Raw genomic sequence first — 17,826 nt, forward strand, 5'->3', positions numbered from 1 at the left:
ACCACGCCTGTTGCGGTGGCTTCGACGGGCAGGCGGCCGTCGTTCTGAGGGTCGCAATCGGCCGTAGGCAGGGGCCGCTTTTCAACGACAGAACGGTGGCGATGCCACAGCCAACGCAGTCCGACAGTCGGCATCTAGCGTGGAAAGCCAATCGCGTGGCCTATGCAGTCAGGACATCCTCAATCTTGATCGGCAGTGTGCGCATGCGCTTGCCTGTTGCGTGGAATACGGCGTTCGCAATCGCAGGAGCGGTTCCTACCAGTGCGATCTCGCCTAGCCCTTTCACGCCGAGCGGATTCACGTGCGGGTCGACTTCGTCGACGAACAGCGCCTCCAGTTGCGGAGTGTCGAGGTTCACGGGCATGAGGTAGTCAGCCATGTGCGCGTTGACTGGTCGTCCGTCACGCGCGTCCAGAACGGTTCGTTCCATCAGCGCCATGCCCATGCCGCCAATCATCCCGCCCGTGCACTGGCTCCTGGCGAGGAGTGGGTTGACTACCCGCCCAATGCCATACGCGCCGACAAGGCGGCGTACCCTGATCGTCCCCACGTCGGGGTCGACGGACACTTCGGCAAAGACGGCGCCGAAGGAGTGCATCGAATATCTTTCCGCTGCTTCCGGGTCTCGCCGGGCGGAACCCTCAGCCTCGATCGGATTGCCCGTCTTCGCAAGGATGTCTTGGTAAGACAGTCCCGGCGAGGCATCACCGCGTCGACGGAGGCGTCCGTCCGCCCATTCAAGGTCCTCGATAGACGCCCCGAAGACTGGCGAGCCAGCATCCGTCACCGCATGGCGAACCGCTTGCGACTGCACTTCCAGGCAAGCGGCACGGATGGCCGACCCTACCGAAGCCATGGTCCATGAGCCGCCGTGGGACGGCGTTGGCGGGTAGTCCGTCGTGCCAAGCCCGAACCGCACCTGCTCCGGTGGCAGTCCCAGGAACTCGGCCGCGACCTGCGTCATTGACGTGTAGGTGCCTGGGCCCATGTCGCTGGCGGCCGCTTCGACCTCGGCAGTGCCATCTGCGAGAAGCCGCACCCTGGCGCTCGAGGGAGCGTGGAAGGCAGGGTAGGTGGCCGTAGCCGTGCCCATGCCGATCAGAAGGCGTCCGTCGCGCATCGAGCGAGGTTCGGGCGTCCTTCGGGCCCAGCCGAAGCGATCGGCGCCAAGCTCATAGCACTGCATCAGCGAGCGGCTGGAAAATGGTTTGTTTTCGGCCTCGTCGATCTGCGGTTCGTTTCGGCGTCTTAGCTCGATCGGATCGATCCCTAGCTTGTAAGATAGCTCGTCCATGGCACTTTCGAGCGCAAAGATGCCGCTTGCCTCTCCCGGACCGCGCATGTGGTTGGGAGTGCCGGTATCGAGTTGCGCCAGACGGTATTGGGTGCGCACATTCGGGCAGGAATACAGGTAGTCGGTGACGGCGGTCAGAGCCTCCGTGAACTGCTCGTAGCGGCTCGTCTCTCCCGTGCCCTCGTGGATGATACCCGTGAGTTTGCCCTCTGAAGTTGCGCCGAGCGCAACCCTCTGAACGGTGCGCGGCCGATGGCCCGTGGTGAAGAACATCTGCTTGCGGGTGAGCACAAGCTTGACGGGCCGCCCGACATGGCGCGCCGCAAGTGCAGCCAGCGTCACGTGCGGCCACGTCCTCAGGCTCGTGCCGAAAGCGCCTCCAATGAAAGGACAGATCACCTCGACATTGTCGACGGGCAGGCCAAATATCGCGGCAATCTCGGCCTGCTCATTCATGAGAAACTGGCTCTTGCTCCACAGGGTCAACCGATCGCCGTCCCAGGCCGCGACCGTTGCATGCGGCTCCATAGGATTATGATTTTCGCGGGCCATGTCATAGTTCTCGTCGACCTTGACGGCCGCCTCTGCCAGGGCGGCATCTGCATCGCCCCGCGATCTGTCCGCCGTGCCCGCCCCCGGAACGATTCTGGCTACCTGCTGGTCTGCGTGATCGACGGTCGGTTGGCGAGCGTCGTAGGTGATACGGAGCGCCGTGGCAGCGCGCTCAGCATGATCGAGGGAGTCCGCCACAACGACGGCGACGGGCTGGCCGTAGAAACGAACGCTATCGTCCTGCAGCACATGGAGCCGTTCCCCGACTGCTGGGTCGATGACGCCCTTGTGCGGCAGATATGGCAATTTGGGCGCATTGCGGTGAGTGATCAAAGCGACGACGCCGGGCATGCCTTCCGCCGCGGCGCTTTTGATCTCCGTCACTCGACCGAGTCCGACCGTCGCGCTGACGATGACGGCATAGAACTGGTCCGGCTGATTGAAATCAGCGGCATAGCGCGCCCTGCCTGTGACCTTGGTGCGCCCGTCGACCCGCGTCAAAGGCTTTCCAATGACGTTCATGTTCATGCGACCTCTCCCGCCATTTCCAGCGCCCGGACGATCGTCCTGGGCAAGAGCGCGACTTTGAAGGCGTTGTGGTGCAACGGCCGGGCCCCTTCAGTCGCCAATTGCGCGGCTTCCTCGAAGGCCTGCCTGTCCGGCTTTCTCCCGGCAAGCGCGGCCTCGCATGCGCGCAGCCGCCAAGGACGCGTTCCAACGCCGCCCGCCGCAATGCGCGCTTCGCGGATGACTCCGTCCTCAATAGCGAGGGCGGCGGCGGCGGACACCAGGGCGAATTCGTACGAGGCGCGGTCGCGGACCTTGAGGTAGCGCGCATGAAGCGCATGCGGCCCGCCCGGCACGCGTATTTCGACGATCAGTTCGCCGGGCAACAACGTGTGTTCTAGATGCGGCGTGTCGCCAGGAAGCCGGAAAAGTTCCCCGACCGGGAAGCTGCGCTCGCCTTGTGGACCTTGGACCCGCATCGTGGCGTCCAGCGCCACCAGCGCTACCGCGACATCCGACGGATGGGTCGCTACGCAGTGGTCGCTCGTGCCGAGGATCGCGTGCCCCGCGTTCAATCCGTCGATGGCAGCGCATCCCGATCCGGGAGTGCGTTTGTTGCAGCCGACATCGAGCATACGGAAGTATGGACAGCGCACCCGCTGCAGCAGATTGCCGCCCATGGAAGCCATGTTGCGCAACTGCGGCGACGCGCCTTCGATTAAGCTTTCCGCGATGAGTGGCTGCAGCCGCTGAACATTCTCGTCGGCGGCGACGTCAGCCATGCGTGCTAGCGCGCCAATGACCAGATGTTCGCCTTCGACACGGATGCCGCCCAAGGGAAGCGCGTTGATGTCGATGAGCCGGTCCGGGCGCTCGACCTCCTCGCGCATGAGATCGACGAGCGTGGTGCCGCCGGCGATATAGCGCGCGCCAGATGCGGCCGCCGCAATCGCGTCCTCGGCCTTACCGGGCTTCTCCAACACGAAGGGAAACATGGGTCAGGTCCTCTCCGCTGCGTCCGCGACTGCCGCGACGATGCCTGGGTAAGCACCGCAGCGGCAAATGTTACCGCTCATCCAGAACTGAATCTCCTCAGGCGATCCCGCATGACCTTCGGCAATGCAGCCAAGGCCGGACATGATCTGGCCCGACGTGCAGAACCCGCATTGAAGGCCCTCGTGCTCAACGAACGCTTGCTGGAGCGGATGGAGGTCACCGTCCTTTTCAAGACCTTCGATCGTTTCGATCTGCGCGCCGTCATGCATGACCGCGAGTGTCAGACAGGAAACGATTCGTCTGCCGTTCACCAGAACGGTGCACACGCCGCAGGCGCCCTGATTGCAGCCCTTCTTGGTGCCGGTGAGGTCAAGCGTTTCGCGCAGAACGTCGAGCAGTGATTGTCTGGGATCGAGTTCCAGTTCCGTCGGCTTCCCGTTCACGACGAGACGGACCGGCCCGGTTGCGATCGCGCCTACACCAGTTGGAGGGATTGTCTGGGCTGCCGCATGAGGCATCGCTGCGAGCGACGCCGCGCCGCCAGCCAGCTGAAGGACTGCGCGGCGCGATAGTGATGTGGAGGCAGAGGGCGAATGAATGTCTGTCCCTGCCTCGCCTGACGGTGTCAGGTGTTGGTTGGTCATCTATGGCCTCCTGGCGAACGCGGCATGGCGGCCCAGTTGGCCCGGCCCCCCGCGGTACCTGCAGGAAACGCTATCTGCCGGTTGCCTGCGGGCCAGCGCGCGGAGTGCTGTTTTTTGTATGTCAGTGCTGTCTTGTGAAGACAGCGCTCTTCGCTCAAGCGAATGTGATCGCACCCTCACGCCGCCGTTCAAACTCGAACTGTGAGGAAATGCCGCGAATATCGCCGGGAGCTGCGCTAGCTAGAAACGGCGCGTACGCCGCCATGCGCCGGGAGTGACGTTGACGATCCTGAAGAATGCCCGGGTGAAGTGGCTCTGATCCGCAAAGCCGCAGTGATGCGCGATTTGATCAATCGGCAGATTGGAGTTCAGGAGCAGATCTTTCGCTCGCTCGACGCGCTGGACCAGCAACCACTGTAGAGGCGGCATGCCCACTGCGGTCTTGAACGCGCGCGCGAAGTGGCTTCGGGACAGACCGCATGCGCGAGAGAGTTCATCGAGGCCGATCTGCCCGTCAAGATTGGCCAGCAGCATATCTTTCGCCCGGCGCTCCTGCCACCGCGCCAAGCCTCCCCGGATCGGACGCGTAATAACTGGCTGCTCGGCGTAAAAGGTGGCGAGATGAGTCAAAAGCGCTAGCGCGACCTGGTCGGTGAAAAGCTGGCTTGCGGCGTCTGGCCGGTCGAAGGCCGGAACCAAGCACTCGCCAAGATTTCTGATGATTTCATCGTGGAACGCGACGCCGTTAGCCGCCCGCAACGATCTGAATGGTCGCAGATCGTGCTCGTCATGGAAGTTCTGGAGAGCCTCGCGTGAGGCGAACATCGAGATGCAGTCCACGTTTCCGCGGGTCACGGAGGCGTGCTCTTCATTCAGATCCAGAAGAAGGAACTTACCGCGATGGAGCGGCATCATTGGCGTCGGCACGCCGTTGACCCAATAGGGTACCGAAGGCAGGTCATTTCGCTGAAGGCAGATGAGATAGCCGTCGCGCTTTTCCATCCTTACGGGGTCGCCGGCATCCGCTCCGTGCCAGCGGATGCGGCTGCCCACGATTTCCGCCAATTGCAGGAAACGGGTGGATAGGGTTCGCGGTTCGTCGAGCCCTACAAATCTGCCTACGCTGCGTACAACTTCCGTTCCCATCGCCACCCTCCAAGCGTTGAGAAAAGGTTTTTGAGAGTAGCAAGGATGATAAGCAACTTAACCTTAAATCTACGTGACAAGCAGATGGCGAACGGGCGGTAACATGCGCCATCATCAGAGCGACCGCTATGGAATCAGGATGACCACGCACGCGGTGCGAGGCGTCCGAGCCGTCTTCTGCCTAGGGCACGCCAACGGATTGGAGGACGTCGCGAACCGGCACCGCGGCCAAGAAGCTCGGAGCGAACCAGCCCCCAACCGCTAAGGCGCCGCGGTAAAATAAAATAGTGTTGACTAATCAATCAGTGCATACTAATAGTTTTGTCATGACTGAAGCAGCCCCAATCAACGCCGTCATGCGCGCGCTTGCCGATCCCACCCGGCGAGCCCTGTTCGAGCGGGTGGTCAGATCCGACGAGATCACAGTGGTCGAACTGACGCGGGGGAGCGGCGTGACGCAAGGCGCTATCTCCCAGCACCTCAAGTCGTTGAAGCAGGCCGGCCTCGTCGCCGAGCGCCCCGAGGGCCGCAACGTCTATTACCGCGCCCAGCCCGAGGGCCTGGCGCCGCTGGTCGACTGGATGAGCCACTACGGCGTCTTCTGGCGCGAGCGGTTCGCCAACCTTAGAACCCTCCTGAAGGAAATAGATCCATGAACGACGCCGCATTGAAGTCCTACACGCAAGATATCGTGGTCGACGAGGTCTTCCCGCATTCGCCGGAGACGATCTGGAAAACGTTGACAACCGGGGAACTGATCCACCGTTGGCTGATGCCGCCGACAGGATTCGAGCCGGTGGAGGGCAAGCGTTTTACGTTTCAGACCACGCCGGCCGGCGCATGGGACGGCACCATTCACTGCCAGGTTCTGGAGGTGAAGCCGAACGAACGCTTCGCCTATGCCTGGAAAGGCGGACACGAGGAAAACGTCGGATACGGCTCGCGACTGGAAACAGTCGTCACGTTCATCCTCTCCAAGGCTGATAACGGCACGCGCCTTCGCCTTATCCATTCCGGCTTCGTGCTGCCCAGAAACGATACCGCGTTCAAGAACATGAGCGAAGGCTGGAAGAAAGTCGTCAAGAACATCGGCGCCACCGCCGGCGAGAAGAACTGACGCGTCCGCGTTCCAACGGCATTTGAGGGAAAAGACATGAGCAAGCCCTATACCGGCGGATGCGCCTGCGGAGCGATCCGCTATGAAATCTCGGCCGAACCGGTGGTGATGGTCGACTGCCAGTGTCGCCAATGCCAGCATCAAACCGGCGCCGGCCACGCATCGTACCTTACCTTTTCTGGCGCGGCCCGGAAGGTAGAGGGCGAAGCTAAGACCTGGGAAGTGGTCGGCGATGGCGGAACCGTCAAAAGCTGCGCCTTCTGCGCCACCTGCGGGTCGCCGGTGTTCATCACTTTTCCCGCCATGCCCGACGTCGTCGCCGTGCGCGCTGGCAGCCTCGATGATCCGAGCCGGTACAAGCCGCAATTCGTTACGTGGCACGCCGCCGCCAACGCATGGGACCATCTCGATCCGGCCCTGCCGAAATTCGAGAAAATCCCGCCGACCTGAATGCGTCCTGCTCAGACTGTCAGCGTTAAGCCGCCACCAGGCGCGCTGGAGCTGGCGATCGCCAGACCTGGAATGCCGGTCGTCGATTGGGCCAAAGTGCCGGCGCTTGGCCCTATCCAAATGGTGTTGTCGGACGGTAGGCGAACGCTCTACAAAGCCATCGGCGTCTTTAGCACGAAAGGTGCTGTGGTCGCCTTTGCAGAGCACTCGCCGGCAGCACAGGAATCACCATGAACGATTATCGAAACCCACCCTCCGAGGGCGCCTATCTCGGACGCGCAATGGCCGGCGGCTGGCTGCATCCGGCGGTGGTTACCGTGCGCGACGGCGAGGTGCTGGATATCACTTCGGCCACTGCGCCGACGGCGCGCGATATTTGCGAAATGGACGACCCGGCGGGCTTCGTAAGGGCTGCTCCCGGCAGAAGCGTCGGCACGCTCGACGATATTCTCCGCAACAGCTTGCGCGAAAACCGCGATCCCGCTCTGCCCTGGCTGCTGTCGCCTGTCGACCTGCAGGCGGTCAAGGCGTCGGGCGTCACCTTCGTCGTCAGCCTGCTGGAGCGGGTGATCGAGGAACAGGCGCGCGGCAATCCGGAAAAGGCCGATGCGATCCGCGGCGATATCGCGAGCCTGATCGGCGACGACCTCTCCCGGTTGAAGCCCGGATCGGCGGAAGCGCTGGAGTGCAAGAAGAAGCTGGTCGAGCGTGGCGTCTGGTCCCAATATCTGGAGGTCGGCATCGGTCCCGACGCCGAGATCTTCACCAAATGCCAGCCCCTGGCGTCGGTCGGATTCGGCGCGGATGTCGGGCTGCATCCGGTCTCGACTTGGAACAATCCGGAGCCGGAGATCGCCGTTATCGCATCCAGCACGGGCAGGATCGTCGGCGCGACGCTCGGCAACGATGTCAATCTGCGCGATGTCGAGGGCCGCTCGGCGCTGCTGCTCGGCAAGGCCAAGGACAACAACGCCTCCGCCGCGCTCGGGCCGTTCATCCGCCTCTTCGACGGCACCTTCTCAATCGAGGATGTGAAGCAGGCTCGCGTTTCGCTGAGGGTCGAGGGCGAAGACGGCTTCTCGCTCGAAGGGGCGAGCTCGATGGCCGAGATCAGCCGCTCTCCGGAAGAGCTGGTGGCTGCTGCCATGGGGCCTCATCACCAATATCCCGACGGAATCGCGCTTTATCTCGGCACGATGTTCGTGCCTTCGAAAGATCGCGGTGAAGCAGGCAAGGGCTTTACGCACAAAGTCGGCGACACCGTCATTATAAGTTCCGAAACGCTCGGTGCGCTGATCAACCGCGTGAAGCTTTCGCCGGATTGCCCGCCATGGACCTATGGTGCGAGCCATTTGATGCGGGACCTCGCCAAGGCAAATCTGATTTGAGGACAGGCGCGGGGTTGGGACGAGCATCCAGTCCACCGGCGTTTCAGAAGCTGACCAGCGGTTGTAAAGCTGATATATGCGTCGGCTCGCCGCAGCCCCAGCGTGTAAGAGCCCTTTGCAAATTGCCGGATCGATGGCCATGAACGATTTTTCTCCTGCGAGGATTCCGACAGCCTTTACCGACGTCACACCTGCAATTTCGGCGCGCGGTCTGGTGAAGACGTTCGGCGACGTGCGCGCCGTCGACCGGATCGATCTCGATGTCCCGCGCGGCATGATTTTCGCCATCCTGGGTCCGAACGGCGCCGGCAAGACCACTCTGATGCGGATGCTGGCGACGCTGTCCCGCCCGGACGCCGGCTCGGCCACCGTCATGGGCCATGATATCGTGCAGGCGCCGCATGAGGTCCGCGCCGCGATCGCAATGACCGGGCAGTTCGCCTCGCTGGACGAGGATCTGACCGGCCGCGAAAACCTTGTCCTGCTCGCTCGCCTTTGGGGCTTTCGCGGTCGTGCCGCGAAGAGCCGCGCCAACGATCTGCTCGCTGCCTTCGGTCTGTCCGACGCGGCGACGAAGCAGGTGAAGGACTATTCGGGCGGCATGCGGCGCAGGCTCGACATCGCTGCGTCGCTGATCATCACGCCGGGCGTCCTGTTCCTCGACGAGCCCACCACCGGCCTCGATCCGAACGCCCGCAAGGATGTCTGGGGCATGATCCGCGGGCTGGCGGGCTCCGGCGTCACCATCCTGCTCACGACACAGTATCTCGAAGAGGCCGATCAACTCGCAGCGCGCATCGCCGTCATCGACCATGGCAGGAAGATCGCCGAGGGCACCAGCCGCGAATTGAAGGCCGCAACCGGTTCCGGCTTCCTGCATGTCGCCATTTCCGATCCGGCCCGGCTCGACGAGGCGGCGGGCATACTGGAGCGGCGGCTGCAACATCCAGTCCAGCGCAGCACCGAGGGCGCGCAACTCTCGGTCATGGCCGGCGCCGCGAAAGCTGCCAATGAAGCGCTCGCCGAACTGGTCGCCAGCGGCATCGAGCTGTCCGATTTCTCCATGGGCCAGCCGAGCCTCGACGAGGTCTTCTTCGCCCTGACCGGTCAGCCAGGTTCGGCCAACAGTCACGAGGACGCCAGGATATGACCGAAGCTACTTCTCTGGGGCGGCTGCCCAAAGTTGCCCGGCCAGCCAGCCCTTCGGCCGTTTCCAACGCGCTGGTCTTTGGCTGGCGCGCTGTGCTGAAATTCAAGCACGTTCCCGAGCAGCTCTTCGATCTGGTGATGACGCCGATCATGTTCACGCTGCTCTTCACCTTCGTCTTCGGCGGCGCGCTTGCGGGTTCGCCCGCCGAGTATCTGCAGTTCTTCCTGCCCGGCATCCTGGTCCAGACCGTCGTGTTCAACGCGGTCTATTCGGGCATGGGGCTCTCGACCGACCTCGGTAAGGGCCTGTTCGACCGCTTCCGCTCCCTTCCGATCTGGTCGCTTTCTCCCTTCGCCGGCCTGATGGTAGGCGACATCCTTCGCCATCTGATCGCCGCATCGATCATCCTCACCATAGGCCTTATTCTGGGCTATAGGCCCGAGGCAGGTATTCCTGGCGTTCTTGCCGCCTTCGCCATGCTCGTGGCTATCGGCTTCGGCATGGGCTGGGTGTTCATCGTGCTCGGCCTCTTGATCCGCACGCCGACCACGGTGATGACGCTGGGCTTCACGTTCCTGTTCCCGCTCGTCTTCGCCTCGAACATCATGGTCGACCCTGCCACCATGCCTGACTGGCTGCGCGCCTTTGTCGACGTCAATCCGGTATCGCTGATGACCACGGCGCTTCGCGGATTGATGGGCGGTGGCGCGACGTTAGGCCAGGTTGCGCTCGCGCTGATCGCACCGGTGGCGCTGACCGCGATTCTCGCTCCAACGACACTGTGGCTGTACCTTAGAAGGTGAGAAGGGTCCTATACTGCCGGGGCGACGAGGCGATCGCCGCCAATACGTGTTAAGCCTCTGTTCATCATCTCCCGAGATGCCGGGCCCGCGAAGGAACGAATGTGACCGGCCCCCCGTTGCTGGCGATCTTCTCGAGGAGAGCGCCATGCGCGACGAACCGTTCGATGTGCCCGTGACAGTCAGGGCCGGCAGGCAACGCGTCGTGAGGAGCACCGTGCAGGCCGCATTTTTGCTGGTCGACCGGTGGCCCGATAAGGATCGCGGTCCGGAATATCGCTTTGCCCTGCAGGCGTGCATGGACGCGATGGAAGGGAGGAGGGCGGCCGCTTCTGCGCGCCGGGCCTTCATCCGCGCCGCCAAGGAAGCTGCGCTGTTCGTGCGCGAAGGCAAGGCGCGCCGCCACTAGGTCGTGAACCTGGCCGTCGCGGCCTGTGGCCGTGGCCGGAGGTCTTAGCTCCGTGCGGCTCCGTGCACAGTCGAATGCTCTTCAGGTCACAGAGCTGCCGCCTCGCCGCCCTACTCGGAACCAATTTCCGTGCGGTTGATTGGAGACAGGACGGGACTGCCGCAACGGAGAAATTTTGACGATGAAACGCCAACCAAGGATTCTGGCGGGGACGGCGCTCGGGCTGCTGATGGCCTGCGGATCGGCCGCCGCCATGCCTCTGCACGCCGGCGGCCCGCAAATCCCGTCGATTGCGATTCCGGGTGCCGCTCCGTTGATTCTGGCGCAAGGCGAAGGAAGCCGGGGCGCCGAAGTTCTCAAGAAAAGGCGCGCCGAGCGCGCCGAGAAGAAGGCGCGAGAGGCCTCGGAAGAAGCCGGGCGCGAGGCTGGCAAAAAGAGCGAACAGGCTGAGAAGCGCCGCGAGAAAGCAGATTCCGACGCCGGCGCGGCCAGGAAGCGCCAGGCCGAAGCCGCCGCCGCCAAGAAGCGCCAAGCGGCCGAGGAAGCGGCCGGCCAAGCCGAGAGACGCCGCGAAAAGGCCGAGTCCGACGCAGCGAAGAAGCGCCAGGCCGAAGCGGCGAAGAATCAAGCTGAAAACGCCGCCAAAAAACGCCAGGCCGAAGCGGCTGCCCAAAAGCGTCAGGCGGAACGGGCCGCGCACCAGGCCGAACAACAAGGCGAGCAGGCCAGGAAACGCCGTGAACAAGCCGAGGCCGAAGCGGCTGCCCAAAAGCGTCAGGCCGAACGTGCCGCCCGCCAGGCCGAACAACAAAGCGAGCAGGCCGAGAGGCGCCGCGAAAAGGCCGAGGCCGACGCCGCGAGAAAGGCTAAGGCCGCGCGTGACGCGGAAGAGCAAGCCGCTCGCCGCAAGCGGCAGGCCGAATCCGAAGAGGCTTCGCAACGCGAGCGGCGCGCGCGCCGCGACCGCGAAATCATCGTCGACGAGCAGCCCCGAGCCGAGGAGGAGCCGCAGCGCGTCAGGCGCGCCCGCGAGGCGGAAGAGAGACGCATACGCGAGCGGCAGGCGAGGGAGCGGGATGATGACCGCGACGAGATTACAGAATCCGACAGGGACGCTGCCGAGGCACGCCGCACCCAAAGACGATTTTTCGACAGCGCCAAGGAGCGGCGCAACGCCCGCCGCGACCGTGATGCGGAAGTCGACGAGGCTGAGATCCGGCCATTGCCCAGAAACGACCGCGATGCTCAGCGAGAAACGATCGCCCGTCAGGTGAGGCCGGCCATCGAGGAAGACGGCGTCCGCGTCGAGCGCCGCGAGCGCCGCCGCGAAAGGCGGCCCGAGGGCGCCGAGATCCTGCGCGAGATGGGCGACCGCCTCATCCTGCAGTTCGGCGATCAGGTCCTGGTCGAAAGCGACGACCGCCGGCGGCTGTCCCGCGGCGCGCGCGAGGTCTACACCGAGGAACTGCGTAACGGCCGCACCCGCGAGACCGTCATCCGTCCCAATGGGACCCGCATCGTCACCATCCGCAACGTCTATGGCGACGTCATCCGCCGCTCCCGCTTTACGCCGGACGGCCGCGAGCAGGTGCTGTCCTATGTCGACGAGTCCGACTACGACCGGCTGCGCGACTGGCGCGATCCGGGGCTCGATTTGCCTCCGATCAGGATCGACATCCCCAAGGACGAGTACATTCTCGACGCCTCCGGCGAGTACGGCGCCGACGACTATTACGCGTTCCTCGACCAGCCGCCGGTCGAGCAGGTGCAGCGGCTCTATTCGGTGGACGAGGTGAAGCGCTCCGCGCGGGTGCGCGATATTACCCGCCGGGTCGACCTCGACACGATCACCTTCGAGTTCGGCTCGGCTTCCATCGCGGAGTCCGAGATCGAACGGCTGGAGGGCCTCGCCGATGCGATGGACCGCCTGCTCAAGGAAAATCCGGCCGAGACGTTCCTGATCGAGGGCCACACCGATGCGGTCGGTTCGAACCTCGCCAATCTGGCGCTTTCAGACCGCCGCGCCGAGGCGGTCGCGCTGGCGCTGACCGACGTCTTCGGCCTGCCGCCTGAAAACCTCACCACGCAAGGCTATGGCGAGGAGTATCTGAAGATCGATACGGACGAGCCCGAGCGGGAGAACCGCCGCGTCGCCGTCCGCCGTATCACGCCGCTCGTCGCCCCGGTGGCGAGCGCGGATTGACGCGCCGCCCGATCGAGCGGGGCCGACTCTCCCTCCCCTCAAAGGGGAGGGAAGCGCCGGCGCGCTTCATCATCGCCACGCCCGGTTTTCACCGTCTGGCCATTGTCAAAGAACGCTTCTCTCCTTCGACAAGCTCAGGATGAGGAGAAGCGGGGCGCATGGCCGAGCCTTCCGAACTTTTAATACGTGGCGCGACTTCCGCGCCCCGCCGGCGATTTCTGTCCCCGCCCGTTCCGCTGCGCCCCTTCCAGCCAGTGCGGCTTTCGCGGCCTCCGTGCTCGTCCAGCACTCCAGGACCGTAGTGTCCCGGCGGGAACCCTTGGACGTGTTCGGACCGGAGACATGGTGAACACCTGTTCGGAGACATGGTGAACAGGGCGCAGGTCGATGCGGGCCAGGATGTGGCGACGGTAGCACAGCTCGAACAGGCCGTCCTGGTCGGTTGGGCGCAGGGCCAGGCGCTTTCCGGCGAAGGCTAAGGAGCAGTACAGTCTGTGGCCGGCGAAGTGGATGCGGCCCTTGGCGTCGGCGGTGCGGACCTGAGCCTCGGCGTCGTATTCGGGCGGCAGCAAGGCGGGTCGTTCCCATCGCTTTGGGCCCAACCCGAGACCGGACTTCAGCGGTGATTTCCATCCGGCGAGTCGCGAAATCAAGCAGGAACGTAGGTCAACCTGATCACATCCTCGCCAACCCGATCACTGGTCATAAGGCGGAGCGGCGGCCGGGGTCCGGCGAAATATGGCTTGCCGTGACCAAGCACGACGGGGTGCAGATAGATTCGATACTCATCGATCAGGCCAAGTTCGGTGAGGCTGCGCGCCAAGTCCGGGCCAGCAACTTCGATCTCGCCGTCGCGCTCGGCCTTCAGCTCGCGGATCGCGCCCTCAAGATCATCCTCAATAAGCCTGGCGTTGGGGCCGACCGACTTCAACGAGCGCGAGACGACCCATTTCGGCTGGTTCCGCCACGCCGCTGCGAAGGCGTGTCGCTCTGCATCCCATTCAGGATAATCGTCGTCCCAGTAACGCATGACCTCATACATTTGGCGACCGTACACACTGCCCGCCTGCCCCTGAGCCTCCTCGATGAAGTGGTGGAAGAGCGTGGGGCTTGGCGCAAACGCCATATGATCGACGTAGCCGTCCAGGGACTGGTTCATTCCGAATACGAGCTTAGCCATACCTACTTCCTTCCTTACACGGCACATCCGCGCGGTTCTGATTGCGAATTCCGGGGCACGATACTCCCGGAACACATCATTCAGACTTCAATTGGCTCGCTGACGGCATCACCGCCTAGCCGAGAACCGCAGCGCGATGCCGCCGAGCGGCAACGGGTCCATGCTCGTTGTCTCAAACGCAATTTCTTTGTCGAGATTGTCGAACAGCCGGCGCCCACAGCCCAACAAGACCGGTGCGAGATCGATCTCCAGTTCGTCAACCGCGCCTTTTTGCAGCAACCCCTGGATAAGAGATGGTCCGCCAACCACGGTTACCTGTTTGCTGCCTGCGGCAGCCTTGGCTTGAGCAATCGCGCTATCAAGACCATCCTGGACGAAGGTGAAAGTCAGGCCGGAGCCCTCCTTGGGATGCTTGGCCGGTGGATTGCGCGTAAGCACAAAGACCGGCACCTGAAATTCATAGTTGCCCGCGTAGAGGTCCGGGTCGTCCGCCATTTCAAACGTCTTTCGGCCCATCATGACTGCGCCGGTCGCGGCAATGCATGCCTTGCCGCGTTCGGTGTTTCGAAAGTCGGCTTCGCCGGTGGAAAGCGCGGCCGAACTTCCGTTGGCATCCTGCATGAATCCGTCAAGTGACATTGCCATACCAGTGACGATTTTGGCCATAGTGAAGCTCCTCTTCGTTTCTGTTACCGATTGCATTTTACAATCGGTTTGTCCATTGCATAACTGATTGCACTGTGCAATCAGTTGCTTTAGAACACAAATGCCGCAAAATCGCTCGGGCTGTCCGATCAATCTCGCTCGAGGCGCTGGGGATCGCTGGAACCTGATCGTCATCCGCGACCTGACGTTCGGCAACCGCCATCACTTCCGCGAGTTGCTGACCGGGTTGGAGAGCGGATAGCCTCGAACATACTGGCCGACCGGGTGACGCGCCTGGCGCCGACCCGAGTGAATGACCGCCTCTGGATTTGGCGCGCTAAGTCCGAAACGGCGTACTTGAGATCGGAAGCCGAAATTCAAACTGCGACGCTAGCTGAGAGCGACGTGAGCCTTGAATGTGTTCTCGTTTTGTTCTATCCTGCAATTATGCAGACACCGAAGGAAATCTGGAGTATTCGGGGCCGGAAGGTCGCGGTTCATCCCGGTACAGGCGCTTGGCAGCCGACCTTCCCGGGCATGGAGATCAGGCGGCTCGACAACATCTTCTTCGCGATCCGTCCCGGCGAGGCCGCCGCCAGCCAGATACACGACATCGCCCAATCGTTAGGCACGGAATTTGGACTGCGCGGCCGTCTGCTCGACAGATTGTGTCTCCACATCACGCTGCACGGCGTCGGTGAATTCGAAGGCCTGCCGCGATCCAGGATTGCGCAGGCGAACGAAGCCGCATCTTCAGTGTCGATGCCGGCTTTCGACGTCGGTTTCGACCGCGCCATGAGCTTCGGCGGCAACGGGCAAAGCAGCCCGCTGGTTCTGAGGGGAAGCGTTGGGCACGCGGAGCTTCGCCGGCTGCATCGGCTGCTCGGCGAGGCGATGCGGCGGGTGGGACTTTGGAGGGCGGTTCGAAGCTCGTTCACCCGCATGTGACAATGCTCTACGATTCCCGCAGTGTCGCCGAAAAGCCCGTACCGCCTGTGCGCTGGACCGTGCGTGAATTCGTCCTCGTCCACAGTCCGCAAGGCCACTCGCGCCACCATCAGCTTGGCCGGTGGGAGTTGGCCGGGTAACGCACTGTAAGCTCGGCGAGGGGGGGCAACGGATGAAGGTTCGCCGTCGGACATCCTATCTCCGGAACGCCGGCGGCGCGCGCTCGGCTAAAAAGTCGAGCAGGGCCCGGACCCGTGCGGGCAGCGGGCCGCCCTGGCCGAGATAGACGGCATGGACTTCTTCGAGATCGCCGGCGTTGCAGTCTTCGAGCACGGGCACAAGGCGGCCGGCACGAATGTCTTCGCGCACGGCGAAGGCGGCGAGCCGCGCGAGGCCGACGCCGGCCACCGCCATGACGCGCAGCGCTTCGCCGTCGCTCGCCTGGATGTTTCCGATCGTCGGCAGCGTGACGACCTGCCCGCCGCTAGTCAGCGGCCAGCCTTCGATAGCGCGCAAATAACAGAAGCCGAGACGGTTGTGCCCTTCCAGTTCGGCTATGGTCCTTGGTTCTCCGGCGCGCTCCAGATATGAAGGCGCGCCGACGATCATCATCCGCGTCGCGCCGAGCTTGCGGGCGATCAGGCTGGAGCTCTTGAGCGGACCGGCGCGCACGGCAACGTCCATGCGCTCTTCCATCAGGTCGATCACCGCGTCGGTCTGCACGATGTCGAGCGATACGCCGGGATAGCGGACGAGAAATTCGGGCAGAAGCGGCGCCAGTATGTGCGTGCTGAAGGAGGCGTTGGTGTTCAGCCGGATGCGGCCGACAGGCTTGTCGCCAGAAGCGGCAGCCCGCTCCGCCTCGTCGATGTCGGCGAGAATGCGCGTGGCGCGGTCGTAGAAGGCCGAGCCCTCCAGGGTCAGTTGCAGCTTTCTGGTCGAGCGGTTGACCAGCCGCGCGCCGAGACGCCCTTCAAGGCGGGCGATCAGCTTGCTCACGGCGGACGGCGTCATCCGGAAGGCGCGTGCGGCCGCGGAGAATCCGCCCAGTTCCACAACCCGCACAAACACGTCCATCTCGCCCGAGCGGTTGATCTCCAATCGCGCCATGATGAGTTCAACTCACAAATGCTGTTCCTGATAGCTGTCTAGTTCATCACAGGGCGCGCGTCCATCTAGAGGCGACCAAGCAATTATCGGGGATGTTCCTTATGCCTCTTGCTCTCTATGCCCTCACCGCCGGCGCCTTCGGCATCGGCGTCACCGAATTCGTCATCATGGGCCTGCTGCTCGAAGTGAGCGGCGACCTCGGCGTTTCCGTTGCGACCGCCGGCCTGCTGATTTCCGGCTATGCGCTCGGCGTCGTCGTCGGCGCGCCGCTGCTTACCGCCATGACCAGCCGCTGGCCGCGCAAGCAGGTCCTGATCGGGCTGATGGTGATATTCACCCTCGGCAACGCCGCCTGCGCGCTTGCGCCGAGCTACGGTCCGCTGATGGCTGCGCGGGTGCTCACCGCTTTCGCGCACGGCACCTTCTTCGGCGTTGGATCGGTAGTCGCCACCAGCCTCGTCGCGCCGGACAAGCGCGCTTCAGCGATCGCGGTCATGTTCACCGGGCTGACCGTCGCAAACATTCTGGGTGTGCCTTTCGGCACATGGCTCGGCCAGCAGTTCGGCTGGCGCGCCACTTTCTGGGCCGTCGCGCTGATCGGGCTCGCGGCGCTCGCCGTCATCGCGCTGCTCGTTCCGAACGACAAGAGCGCCCCGCAGGCCGAGGACTGGCGCGCCGATTTGAAGGCCATGGCGCGGCGGCCGGTGCTGCTCGGGCTGCTCACCACCGTGCTCGGTTATGCCGGCGTCTTCGCGGTGTTCACCTACATCGCTCCCGCGCTGACCGAGATCACCGGCTTCTCGTCCGCCGCCGTATCGCCGATCCTGCTGGTCTTCGGAGGCGGGCTTGTTGCCGGCAATCTCCTGGGCGGCAAGCTCGCCGACACAAATCTCGTGCGCACCGTGTTCGGTACGCTTGTCTTGCTCGCTGTGGTTCTCGGCCTGATGACTTTCGCGCTGCAGGACCGCATCGCCGCTGTCCTGTTTGTCGGGCTATTGGGCGCCGCCGCCTTCGCCACCGTCGCGCCCCTGCAGATGTGGGTGCTGGAGAAGGCGGATGGAGCGGGCCAGAGTCTCGCCTCGAGCTTCAATATCGCCGCCTTCAATCTCGGCAACGCGCTCGGCGCATGGGCGGGCGGCGTTGTGATTGCGCATGGCGCCGGCCTGGCGACCATTCCTTTCGTCGCGGCGCTCTTTCCCGCCGCGGCCGTTCTGATCGTCGGCCTCAGCCTGCATCTCGACCGCAAGCAGGCCCTGGCCGCGCCGGCGACCTGCTCAGCCTGACTTC

Annotated in this window: 17 protein-coding genes and 1 pseudogene; 11 read left to right on the forward strand and 7 right to left on the reverse strand. The window is 63.7% G+C overall.

What is annotated here, in order from left to right; all coding sequences use genetic code 11:
• Nucleotides 1-160 precede the first annotated feature (160 nt).
• The 4 genes from ABVK50_RS06315 to ABVK50_RS06330 form a co-directional block, all read right to left on the reverse strand.
• Complete coding sequence (locus ABVK50_RS06315; RefSeq protein WP_353642368.1) at nt 161-2,374, reverse strand: xanthine dehydrogenase family protein molybdopterin-binding subunit; 2,214 nt, start codon at nt 2,372-2,374, stop codon at nt 161-163.
• Complete coding sequence (locus tag ABVK50_RS06320; protein WP_353642367.1) at nt 2,371-3,348, reverse strand: xanthine dehydrogenase family protein subunit M; 978 nt, start codon at nt 3,346-3,348, stop codon at nt 2,371-2,373. Before ABVK50_RS06320 ends, ABVK50_RS06315 begins: the two co-directional genes overlap by 4 nt.
• 3 nt (nt 3,349-3,351) lie before the next feature.
• Nucleotides 3,352-3,867, reverse strand: coding sequence for a (2Fe-2S)-binding protein (locus ABVK50_RS06325; protein WP_353646003.1), 516 nt, complete (start codon nt 3,865-3,867; stop codon nt 3,352-3,354).
• Between the two features lie 366 nt (nt 3,868-4,233).
• Complete coding sequence (locus tag ABVK50_RS06330) at nt 4,234-4,995, reverse strand: AraC family transcriptional regulator (protein ID WP_353642366.1); 762 nt, start codon at nt 4,993-4,995, stop codon at nt 4,234-4,236.
• Nucleotides 4,996-5,465: 470 nt separating this feature from the next.
• Here ABVK50_RS06330 and ABVK50_RS06335 point away from each other — a divergent pair, with 470 nt between their 5' ends.
• From ABVK50_RS06335 to ABVK50_RS06370, 8 genes are all read left to right on the forward strand, one after another.
• Nucleotides 5,466-5,795 carry a metalloregulator ArsR/SmtB family transcription factor gene (locus ABVK50_RS06335; RefSeq protein WP_353642365.1) on the forward strand — a complete coding sequence of 110 codons (330 nt, stop codon included), beginning with the start codon at nt 5,466-5,468 and terminating at the stop codon, nt 5,793-5,795.
• Nucleotides 5,792-6,256: an SRPBCC domain-containing protein gene (locus ABVK50_RS06340; protein ID WP_353642364.1), complete on the forward strand. Its 465-nt coding sequence runs from the start codon at nt 5,792-5,794 to the stop codon at nt 6,254-6,256. The genes ABVK50_RS06335 and ABVK50_RS06340 overlap by 4 nt, the downstream gene beginning before the upstream one ends.
• Nucleotides 6,257-6,292: 36 nt before the next feature.
• Nucleotides 6,293-6,706, forward strand: coding sequence for a GFA family protein (locus tag ABVK50_RS06345; protein WP_353642363.1), 414 nt, complete (start codon nt 6,293-6,295; stop codon nt 6,704-6,706).
• A 230-nt stretch (nt 6,707-6,936) separates the two neighbouring features.
• Nucleotides 6,937-8,094 carry a fumarylacetoacetate hydrolase family protein gene (locus ABVK50_RS06350; protein ID WP_353642362.1) on the forward strand — a complete coding sequence of 386 codons (1,158 nt, stop codon included), beginning with the start codon at nt 6,937-6,939 and terminating at the stop codon, nt 8,092-8,094.
• 139 nt (nt 8,095-8,233) lie between these two features.
• Complete coding sequence (locus ABVK50_RS06355; RefSeq protein ID WP_353642361.1) at nt 8,234-9,244, forward strand: ATP-binding cassette domain-containing protein; 1,011 nt, start codon at nt 8,234-8,236, stop codon at nt 9,242-9,244.
• Nucleotides 9,241-10,047 carry an ABC transporter permease gene (locus tag ABVK50_RS06360; protein WP_353642360.1) on the forward strand — a complete coding sequence of 269 codons (807 nt, stop codon included), beginning with the start codon at nt 9,241-9,243 and terminating at the stop codon, nt 10,045-10,047. The genes ABVK50_RS06355 and ABVK50_RS06360 overlap by 4 nt, the downstream gene beginning before the upstream one ends.
• 145 nt (nt 10,048-10,192) lie before the next feature.
• Nucleotides 10,193-10,453, forward strand: coding sequence for a DUF982 domain-containing protein (locus ABVK50_RS06365; RefSeq protein ID WP_353642359.1), 261 nt, complete (start codon nt 10,193-10,195; stop codon nt 10,451-10,453).
• A gap of 181 nt (nt 10,454-10,634) precedes the next feature.
• Nucleotides 10,635-12,656, forward strand: a complete 2,022-nt coding sequence (locus tag ABVK50_RS06370; protein WP_353642358.1) for an OmpA family protein — start codon at nt 10,635-10,637, stop codon at nt 12,654-12,656.
• Between the two features lie 649 nt (nt 12,657-13,305).
• On the opposite strand, the gene ABVK50_RS06375 is transcribed toward ABVK50_RS06370, so the two are convergent.
• Both ABVK50_RS06375 and ABVK50_RS06380 read right to left on the reverse strand, forming a co-directional pair.
• Nucleotides 13,306-13,836, reverse strand: a complete 531-nt coding sequence (locus ABVK50_RS06375; protein ID WP_353642357.1) for a dihydrofolate reductase family protein — start codon at nt 13,834-13,836, stop codon at nt 13,306-13,308.
• 108 nt (nt 13,837-13,944) lie between these two features.
• Nucleotides 13,945-14,502, reverse strand: a complete 558-nt coding sequence (locus ABVK50_RS06380) for a dihydrofolate reductase family protein (RefSeq protein ID WP_353642356.1) — start codon at nt 14,500-14,502, stop codon at nt 13,945-13,947.
• A 100-nt stretch (nt 14,503-14,602) separates the two neighbouring features.
• On the opposite strand from ABVK50_RS06380, the pseudogene ABVK50_RS06385 reads away from it, so the two are divergent.
• Nucleotides 14,603-14,778, forward strand: a pseudogene (locus ABVK50_RS06385) (transcriptional regulator); the annotation flags it as partial.
• Between the two features lie 108 nt (nt 14,779-14,886).
• Nucleotides 14,887-15,429: an RNA 2',3'-cyclic phosphodiesterase gene (locus ABVK50_RS06390; protein ID WP_353646071.1), complete on the forward strand. Its 543-nt coding sequence runs from the start codon at nt 14,887-14,889 to the stop codon at nt 15,427-15,429.
• A 195-nt stretch (nt 15,430-15,624) separates the two neighbouring features.
• On the opposite strand, the gene ABVK50_RS06395 is transcribed toward ABVK50_RS06390, so the two are convergent.
• Entirely contained in the window at nt 15,625-16,539 is a 915-nt protein-coding gene (locus ABVK50_RS06395; RefSeq protein ID WP_353642355.1) for a LysR family transcriptional regulator, read from the reverse strand.
• 101 nt (nt 16,540-16,640) lie between these two features.
• Here ABVK50_RS06395 and ABVK50_RS06400 point away from each other — a divergent pair, with 101 nt between their 5' ends.
• Nucleotides 16,641-17,822 (forward strand): MFS transporter, encoded by a 1,182-nt coding sequence (locus ABVK50_RS06400; RefSeq protein ID WP_353642354.1) that lies wholly within the window; start codon nt 16,641-16,643, stop codon nt 17,820-17,822.
• The last annotated feature ends 4 nt before the right edge of the window (nt 17,823-17,826 follow it).

This window comes from Mesorhizobium sp. WSM2240 (genome assembly GCF_040438645.1).
In the GTDB taxonomy this organism is placed as follows: domain Bacteria; phylum Pseudomonadota; class Alphaproteobacteria; order Rhizobiales; family Rhizobiaceae; genus Allomesorhizobium.

Bases quoted from the DNA above. Each gene is read 5' to 3' on its own strand.
- ABVK50_RS06315 (WP_353642368.1), bottom strand. From the start codon at position 2,374: ATGAACATGAACGTCATTGGAAAGCCTTTGACGCGGGTCGACGGGCGC.
- ABVK50_RS06320 (WP_353642367.1), bottom strand. From the start codon at position 3,348: ATGTTTCCCTTCGTGTTGGAGAAGCCCGGTAAGGCCGAGGACGCGATT.
- ABVK50_RS06325 (WP_353646003.1), bottom strand. From the start codon at position 3,867: ATGCCTCATGCGGCAGCCCAGACAATCCCTCCAACTGGTGTAGGCGCG.
- ABVK50_RS06330 (WP_353642366.1), bottom strand. From the start codon at position 4,995: ATGGAAAAGCGCGACGGCTATCTCATCTGCCTTCAGCGAAATGACCTG.
- ABVK50_RS06335 (WP_353642365.1), top strand. From the start codon at position 5,466: ATGACTGAAGCAGCCCCAATCAACGCCGTCATGCGCGCGCTTGCCGAT.
- ABVK50_RS06340 (WP_353642364.1), top strand. From the start codon at position 5,792: ATGAACGACGCCGCATTGAAGTCCTACACGCAAGATATCGTGGTCGAC.
- ABVK50_RS06345 (WP_353642363.1), top strand. From the start codon at position 6,293: ATGAGCAAGCCCTATACCGGCGGATGCGCCTGCGGAGCGATCCGCTAT.
- ABVK50_RS06350 (WP_353642362.1), top strand. From the start codon at position 6,937: ATGAACGATTATCGAAACCCACCCTCCGAGGGCGCCTATCTCGGACGC.
- ABVK50_RS06355 (WP_353642361.1), top strand. From the start codon at position 8,234: ATGAACGATTTTTCTCCTGCGAGGATTCCGACAGCCTTTACCGACGTC.
- ABVK50_RS06360 (WP_353642360.1), top strand. From the start codon at position 9,241: ATGACCGAAGCTACTTCTCTGGGGCGGCTGCCCAAAGTTGCCCGGCCA.
- ABVK50_RS06365 (WP_353642359.1), top strand. From the start codon at position 10,193: ATGCGCGACGAACCGTTCGATGTGCCCGTGACAGTCAGGGCCGGCAGG.
- ABVK50_RS06370 (WP_353642358.1), top strand. From the start codon at position 10,635: ATGAAACGCCAACCAAGGATTCTGGCGGGGACGGCGCTCGGGCTGCTG.
- ABVK50_RS06375 (WP_353642357.1), bottom strand. From the start codon at position 13,836: ATGGCTAAGCTCGTATTCGGAATGAACCAGTCCCTGGACGGCTACGTC.
- ABVK50_RS06380 (WP_353642356.1), bottom strand. From the start codon at position 14,502: ATGGCCAAAATCGTCACTGGTATGGCAATGTCACTTGACGGATTCATG.
- ABVK50_RS06395 (WP_353642355.1), bottom strand. From the start codon at position 16,539: ATGGCGCGATTGGAGATCAACCGCTCGGGCGAGATGGACGTGTTTGTG.
- ABVK50_RS06400 (WP_353642354.1), top strand. From the start codon at position 16,641: ATGCCTCTTGCTCTCTATGCCCTCACCGCCGGCGCCTTCGGCATCGGC.